Source organism: Novosphingobium organovorum, assembly GCF_022832435.1.
Lineage (GTDB): Bacteria > Pseudomonadota > Alphaproteobacteria > Sphingomonadales > Sphingomonadaceae > Novosphingobium > Novosphingobium organovorum.
The window spans coordinates 1-7,118 of record NZ_JALHLF010000141.1; the positions used below are offsets into that span (position 1 = coordinate 1).

The 7,118-nt window shown below is 67.9% G+C and carries 4 protein-coding genes; 2 read left to right on the plus strand and 2 right to left on the minus strand.

Features of this window, described 5'->3' with window-relative positions; genetic code table 11:
* Positions 1 to 648, minus strand: a 648-nt coding sequence (locus MTR62_RS18950) for an ROK family protein (RefSeq protein WP_244023884.1), incomplete at its 3' end; no start/stop codon positions are given.
* A gap of 238 nt (positions 649 to 886) precedes the next feature.
* A complete protein-coding gene (locus MTR62_RS18955; RefSeq protein WP_244023886.1) occupies positions 887 to 2,179 on the minus strand; it encodes an ROK family transcriptional regulator in 1,293 nt (430 codons plus the stop codon).
* A gap of 297 nt (positions 2,180 to 2,476) precedes the next feature.
* On the opposite strand from MTR62_RS18955, the gene MTR62_RS18960 reads away from it, so the two are divergent.
* Together MTR62_RS18960 and MTR62_RS18965 are read left to right on the plus strand one after the other, a co-directional pair.
* Positions 2,477 to 5,563: a TonB-dependent receptor gene (locus MTR62_RS18960; protein ID WP_244023888.1), complete on the plus strand. Its 3,087-nt coding sequence runs from the start codon at positions 2,477 to 2,479 to the stop codon at positions 5,561 to 5,563.
* A gap of 100 nt (positions 5,564 to 5,663) precedes the next feature.
* On the plus strand, positions 5,664 to 7,118 hold a 1,455-nt coding region (locus tag MTR62_RS18965; RefSeq protein WP_244023890.1), incomplete at its 3' end, for a tryptophan halogenase family protein.

The window sequence follows — 7,118 nt, forward strand, 5'->3', positions numbered from 1 at the left end:
ATCCCCCGCGCCCGCCAGCGCGACGATCTCGGGCGCGGAGCGCGCCGCGCCGGTGCGCGCGGCGTAAGCGCGCTGGAAACCCGTGCCCGAAATCCAGCTTTCGACGCAGCCGCTCTGCCCGCACCAGCACGGCGGCGGTGGCAGTTCCTCGCCCTCGGGTCCGGGCAGCGGCATGTGGCCCAGTTCACCGGCAAGACCGTGGGCGCCGCCCAGCACCGTGCCGTTGATGATGATTCCCGCCCCGCAACCGGTGCCGACGATCAGCCCGAAGACCACGCCCGCCCCCGCGCCCGCGCCATCGACCGCTTCGGACAGGGCAAAGCAGTTGGCGTCGTTGGCGAGGCGCACCGCACGGCCCAGACGCGCTTCGAGGTCGCGCTGGAGCGCACGGCCATTGAGATAGACCGCGTTGGCGTTGCGCATCAGCCCGCTGCCCGCAATCGCCGAACCCGGCGTGCCGATGCCCACGCTCGCCGCTTCGCCCAGCTTCGCCTCGAGCCTGCGCACGAGGGTGTCGAGCGTGGCCAGCGCGCTGTCGTAATCGCCCGGTGTCGGCGCGCGCATCCGGTCGAGCACGCGGCCCTCGAGGTCGAGCGCGGCGGCCTCGATCTTGGTGCCGCCAAAGTCGATGCCGATCCTCAGCGCCATGTCCCATCCTGCCTTTCGCGATGCGGGGGTGCGGATCGATCGATCACGGCGCGATTCCGGCCCGTTCCAGCCCTGCCGCCGCCCCGCGCCGCGTGTTCGTCCCTGCTGTGGGTCGTGCCCGCCATGGCCCTGCGCTCTCCCCTGATCGAGCGCCTGCACGCCCCTCTTGCCCGCCATGATGGGCACGAACGCTCAATAACACAATTTATTTTTCTTAAAGCGCGCCATCCCCCGCAGTTCAGGCTGGCGCGCGCCCCGCCTGCATCAGGATCGCGTCCGAAGGCAGCAGCCTGTCCTGGAACGGCAGCAGCGCCGCACCGATCGCGGGGGCGGCATCGGCCATCTGCGCCGGGCGCACCGGCACCCGGTTGGGCATCGCCACTTCGGCCAGCGCCGCGTCGATGCGCGCGCACAGGCGTTCGATCAGCGCGGCCGGCAGGCGTCCGCCGACAAGGATCGCCTCGGGGTCGAGCAGGCAGGAGACCGCGACCAGCGGCGCGGTGAGCGCGCGGGTCGAATCCGCGATCCAGCGATCGACCGTGGTCGCGGTGGCCGGATCAAGCGCGAGCAGATCGGTCAGGTCGGCGACCGGCTTGCCCGCGCGTTCGAGCCGCTGCTGGAGCGCAGAGAGCGACACGGTGTCCTGCACCACCGCGCCCGGCACGCCCGCGCCCGGATCGGGCATCAGCCCGATTTCGCCGCTGCGCGCGCGCGCGCCGCGATAATAGCCACCGTCGATCACCGGCGCCCCGCCGAGCCCGGCGCTGAGCAGAAGGTAGAAGAAGCTGCCCTTGTCGGGCGCCTCGATCCGCTTGGCTTCGCCCAGCGCAGCCGCCGCAGCGTCGTTGTCGACGTGGATCGGCCAGGGCATGACCGGCGCCAGCAGCGTGGCGAAATCGATGTCGGTCCACGCCGCATAGCCTTGCGGGCGATGGGGAATCGCGATCGAGCCGAGCCCGTCGGGACGCGCCACGCCCACCCCCAGCACCAGCGCGGGATCGACCCCGCCCGCCGCCATGAGGCCGGGCAGGACGTCGCCCACAAAGGCCACGACATCGCCCGGCAGGGCAAAGGCCATCTCCCGCGTGAGGCTGCCGCGCACCGATCCGGCAAGGTCCAGCAGCGCCAGCGTGACATGGTCGCGATCGATGTTGAGACCGATGCCGAAGGCGCCGTCGGGGTTGATCGCGAGGCGCAGGGCGGGCTGCCCGCGGCTGCCGTGGCGGCGCCCGGCGTGAGTGACGAGCCCCATCTCCTCGAGCCGCGCGGCAATGTTGGCGATGGTCGGCGCGGTCAGCCCGGTCTGGCGCACCAGCAGCTGGCGCGTCGTCTCGCCCGCGAGTCGGATCGCCTGGAGCACGATGCGCTGGTTGTAGTCGCCCGCGCGCGCCAGATTGGTGCCCGAAAGCGAGACCGAAAGCCGGTGCCCCGCCTCCCCGGCGAGGGGCGCAGCGAGCGGCGCGCCGTCCGTCTCGGCCCTTCCCGCACGCGCGGCGCCGCCAGGGGAAACGGCAGGAATTCGGTCATTCATACGCGGCATCGCTCTCCTTGCGCCTGTATCGCGCCTGTATCGCACCACTATCCTTAGCGTCATTCTTTCCGCGCGAGTAACAAAAACAAAATTATTTAAGTTGACGCGCAGAACCCTTTTACCGATGATGAGACTACCAAGAGGTGAGGTCACAACACTTCGCGGTACGGGACACACTCAGTAATCGGATACCGCGCGGGCCTAATTGCCCGACGACGGCGTGCGGACCTGCGTTCTCCCCATACGAAAAGACGAACGGCGCAAGAACAAGGCGCCCCAGGAGAGGAGTTTGCGGGAATGATCCGCCCTGATTTCGTGCGCCCCGGCGCCCTGCTTACCGCGACATCGTTGATCGCCCTCGGGCTTAGTCAAAACGCCGCAGCCCAAACCGATGCGACCCCCGGCGCGCCCCCCGCCGCCAGCATCGCCGGCGACAGCGCGGCACAGGACGATGCCGCCAGCGCCAACGCGATCATCGTCACCGGTATCCGCGCCTCGCAGCAGCGCGCGATCGAGACCAAGCGCGAGGCGCCCTCGGTGGTCGATTCGATCTCGGCCGAGGACATCGGCAAGCTGCCCGACGTGACCATCGCGGATTCGCTCCAGCGCATTCCCGGCGTGCAGATCCTGCGCAGCGCAGGTGAAGGATCGACCATCAATATCCGCGGATTGCCGCAGGTCACGACACTGCTCAACGGCGAGACCTACCTCGGCGCGCAGTCGATCACGACCGTCCAGCCCAACTTCAACGACATTCCCTCGCAGCTGTTCTCGGGCGCCGACGTCATCAAGTCGACCACCGCCGACCAGCTCAACGCGGGGATCACCGGCACGGTCAACCTGCGCACCCGCCGCCCGTTCGACCTCAAGAGCGGGTTCACTTTCGCCGCGGCCGCCGAAGGGGCCTATGGCGACAAGGCCAAGCACAAGTTCGATCCCAACTTCAACGGCCTCATCGGCTGGCACGGCGATCGGTTCGGCTTCCTGCTCTCGGCGGCCTATTCGGACGTGCGGCTGTCGAATTCGAAGAGCGGCATCCAGAGCAACTACGGCGTCGCGCTGCACAACGAAGGCACCGCCGATGCGACTTCGACGGGCGGCTTCTCGCCGTCCTGGCGCGCGCGCGGCACGCCGGTCACCGGCGGGGTCGACGTCAATGGCGATGGCGATGCCAACGATGCCTACTTCGTGCCGCAGGGCTTCCTGTCCTCGCACGAAATCGACCAGCGCCAGCGCCTGGGCATCAACGGTTCGATGCAGTGGGAGATCAACGACGCGCTGACGCTGAACGGCGACTTCTTCTTCACCGACCAGGACGAGCACGATCGTTCGGTCGGCATCGAGATGCAGGACGTCAACTGGCAGGCGGCCGAATTCACCCCCGGCCAGTCGCGCGATACCGGCGCGACTTACGTCGGCTCGGACGGCAACACCTACCACATCAACACCGTCCAGCAGTACGACTACGACCTCGGCAGCTTCGACGTGAACTCGAGCAACTTGCGCTACCAGTCGCAGTCGCAGAACTACAACCTGGAGCTCAAGTACGACAACGGCGGGCCGTTCAAGGGCTCGGTACGCGGCATCTACGGCAAGGCGCACCAGTACTTCGACCAGAGCTACCTCCAGTTCAGCCTCTCGAACGGCGAGCAGTGGGCCGACGGCGGTATCGGCCACTACCCGAGCGGCGACCGCGTGTTCAACGCCAACGGCTATTCGGTGAACACCATCGCGGGGCTCGATTCGCTGCCCGCCACGGTGGACTTCTCGGGCAACCGGCCGGTCTTCACCCTGCCCTCGCAGCTCATCTCGGAGATGGGCGACATGGACAACTACGCGCTCAAGACGATCTCGTCGGAAGGCAACTACCGCCGCAAGGCCGACCTCAAGGTGCTGCGCGCCGATGGCACCTACGAGGCCAACGCGGACGTCACGGTGAGCTTCGGCGCGCGCTATTCGGAACGCTCGGTCAACAACTTCGCCTTCGATCGCGCCGCCCCGCTCTACGCCGGGAACGGCGCCAGCGACGCGTCGGGCTGCCTCGTCAAGTGGAAGGCGTTCGACGTTCCGATGAGCGATTCGAGCTGCAGCGCGGGCGATGCCTCGGGCTATTACACCGCCGGGCTCACCCGCAAGGCCAGCGATGCGAGCTTCAACAACGCGGTCAAGCTCTACAACTCGGGCGTTGCGGGCATTCCCTCGTTCTACGCGCTCGACCCGTCGGTGATGGACAACGCGCTGTCGTTCCAGAATTCGTTCTATCCCGGCAACGTCGAGGTGATGAACCCCGGTTCCTCGTTCAAGGTCGGCATCAAACAGACCTCGGGCTACGCGCAAGTCGATTTCCAGGGCGATGTGCTGGGCATTCCGGTGACCGGCAACGGCGGCTTCAAGATCATCAACACCCGGCTCGACATCACCCAGTACGTGACCGGCGACCCGCAGCCCTATGGCCTGGCCAACACGCTGGCCGGATCGGTCGAGACCAAGCGCGAATTCACCGACGTGCTGCCCGCGATCAACCTCTCGTTCGAACTTTCCTCCGACATCAAGCTGCGCCTCGCCTTTGCCAAGACGATGACGCTGCTCGACCTGGCGCAGTGGGGCGGCGGGCTCACCCCCAACTACGCGATCGACACCAGCGATCCGGGCAATCCGGTGTTCCGCGTGACCGGCGGCAGCCAGAGCGGCAACCCCGATCTCGACCCCTGGCGCGCGACCAACCTCGACGCCTCGCTCGAGTGGTATCTGGGCCGCGCGAGCATGGTGAGCCTGGGGCTGTTCTACATCGACGTCGACAGCTTCATCCAGAGCGGCAACGTCACGCGCGACGACCTGCCCGACAACGATGGCGTGGTGCGCGGCCGCACGGTCACCATCAGCACCCCGGTGCAGGGGTCGGGCGGCACGCTCAAGGGGGTCGAGGCGGGGGCCAAGCTCTCCTTCAGCGACCTGGCCTGGATGCCGGGGCTGCTCGGCAACTTCGGCATCGACGCCAATTTCACCTGGTCCCCCTCGGACTCGGGCGAGACCGACCTTGCGGGCAACAAGATCCCCTTCCAGGACAATTCCGAGTTCCAGACCAACGCGGCGGTGTTCTACCAGGACGCCAAGTTCCAGGCCCGCGTGGCGTGGAACTACCGCTCCAAGCGCGCGGTGCAGTCCGACTTCGGCGGCATCGCCGGGCTCGAACTCTACCAGGCGCCGACCAACTACGTCGACGCTTCGATCAGCTACGATGCGACCCCGTTCCTCACGCTCTACGCGCAAGGCTCCAACCTTACCGGCGAGTATGAGCACTATTACATCACCTGGACCGATGAAAACGCGTACAACAACATCTTCGAGCGCCGCTATACTGCGGGCGTACGCGTGAAGTTCTGACCGTCTCCTCCCGAGCGGGTCCCCCGCCCCTCCTCCAAACCGGCGGGGGGCCTAGCTCGGGACGGAAAGGACCAGAAGCAGGACAGGAGCGATGCACCACATGGCAAGCGATCCGATAGGCTCGATCCTGATCGTGGGCGGCGGCAGCGCGGGCTGGATGACCGCGAACCTCCTGGCGGTGCGGCTCAAGGGGCTTCCCATCGCGATCACGCTCGTCGAATCGGCGCAGATCGGCACGGTGGGCGTGGGCGAGGCCACCGTGCCCGCGATCCGCGATTACCTGCGCGCGATCGAGGTCGATCCCTTCGCGGTGATGCGCGCGAGCGAGGGCACCATCAAGCTGGGCATCGAATTTGCCGACTGGGCCAGCCCCGGCACAGCCTTCTTCCACCCTTTCGGACGCTTCGGCGTCGACGCCTTTTCGGTCCCCTTCCACCAGTACTGGCTCAAGGCGCGCGCGGCGGGCGATCCCACCCCGCTGGCCGCCTACAGCCTGCCGATCGAACTGGCGCGCACGGGCAAGGTGCTGCTGCCCCCGGACAAGCCCGCCAACGATCTGGGCCTGTTCGACTGGGCGTTCCACTTCGACGCCGCGCTGTTCGCCCGCTTCCTTTCCGCCCGCGCGCAAGACCAACTGGGCGTCCGCCGGATCGAGGGGACGGTGGCGCAGGTCGATCGCGCCGACGCGGGCGATCGCCTTGCCGCGGTCACGCTCGACGATGGGCGCCGGATCGAGGCCGACCTGTTCATCGACTGCTCGGGCTTTTCCTCCTTGCTGCTCGGCCAGGCGCTGGGCGAGCCGTTCGAGGATTGGGGCGATCTGCTGCCGTGCGACCGCGCGGTGGCCGTGGCCTCAGCGCACGGCGACGCGCTCTCCCCCTTCACCCGTTCGACCGCGCGCGAGGCGGGCTGGCAGTGGCGCATCCCGCTCCAGCATCGCGTGGGCAACGGCTATGTCTTTTCAAGCGCGCACCTGTCCGAGGACGAGGCCTGCGCGAAACTGCTCTCCCGGCTCGAAGGCGAAGCGCTGGGCGATCCGCGCACGCTGCGCTTTCGCACCGGGCACCGCACCCGTGTGTGGCGCGGCAACTGCGTCGCCATCGGGCTGTCCGCCGGGTTCCTCGAACCGCTCGAATCGACCGGGCTGACGCTGATCCAGAGCGGGATCGAACGCCTGCTCGCCCATTTCCCCGACCGCGCCTTCGATCCCTCGCTGGCCGACGAGTTCAACCGCATCACCCGCCTCGAATACGCGCGCATCCGCGATTTCCTGATCCTGCATTACTGGGCCAACCGTCGGCACGGCGAGCCGTTCTGGGACCAGTGCCGCGCCCGCGCCCTGCCCGAAACGCTCGCGCAGCGCATCGCCGCCTTCACCGGATCGGGCAAGCTGCCGCGCTTTGAATGGGATTCGTTCCAGCCGCCCAGCTGGCTCGCCCTGTTCGCCGGGTTCGACCTCCTGCCCCCGCGCCACGATCCGCTCGCCGATCGCCAGCCGCCCGAGGCTCTGGCGCAGGCCCTTGCCCGCCAGCGCGAGGCGATCGCCCGCGCCGCC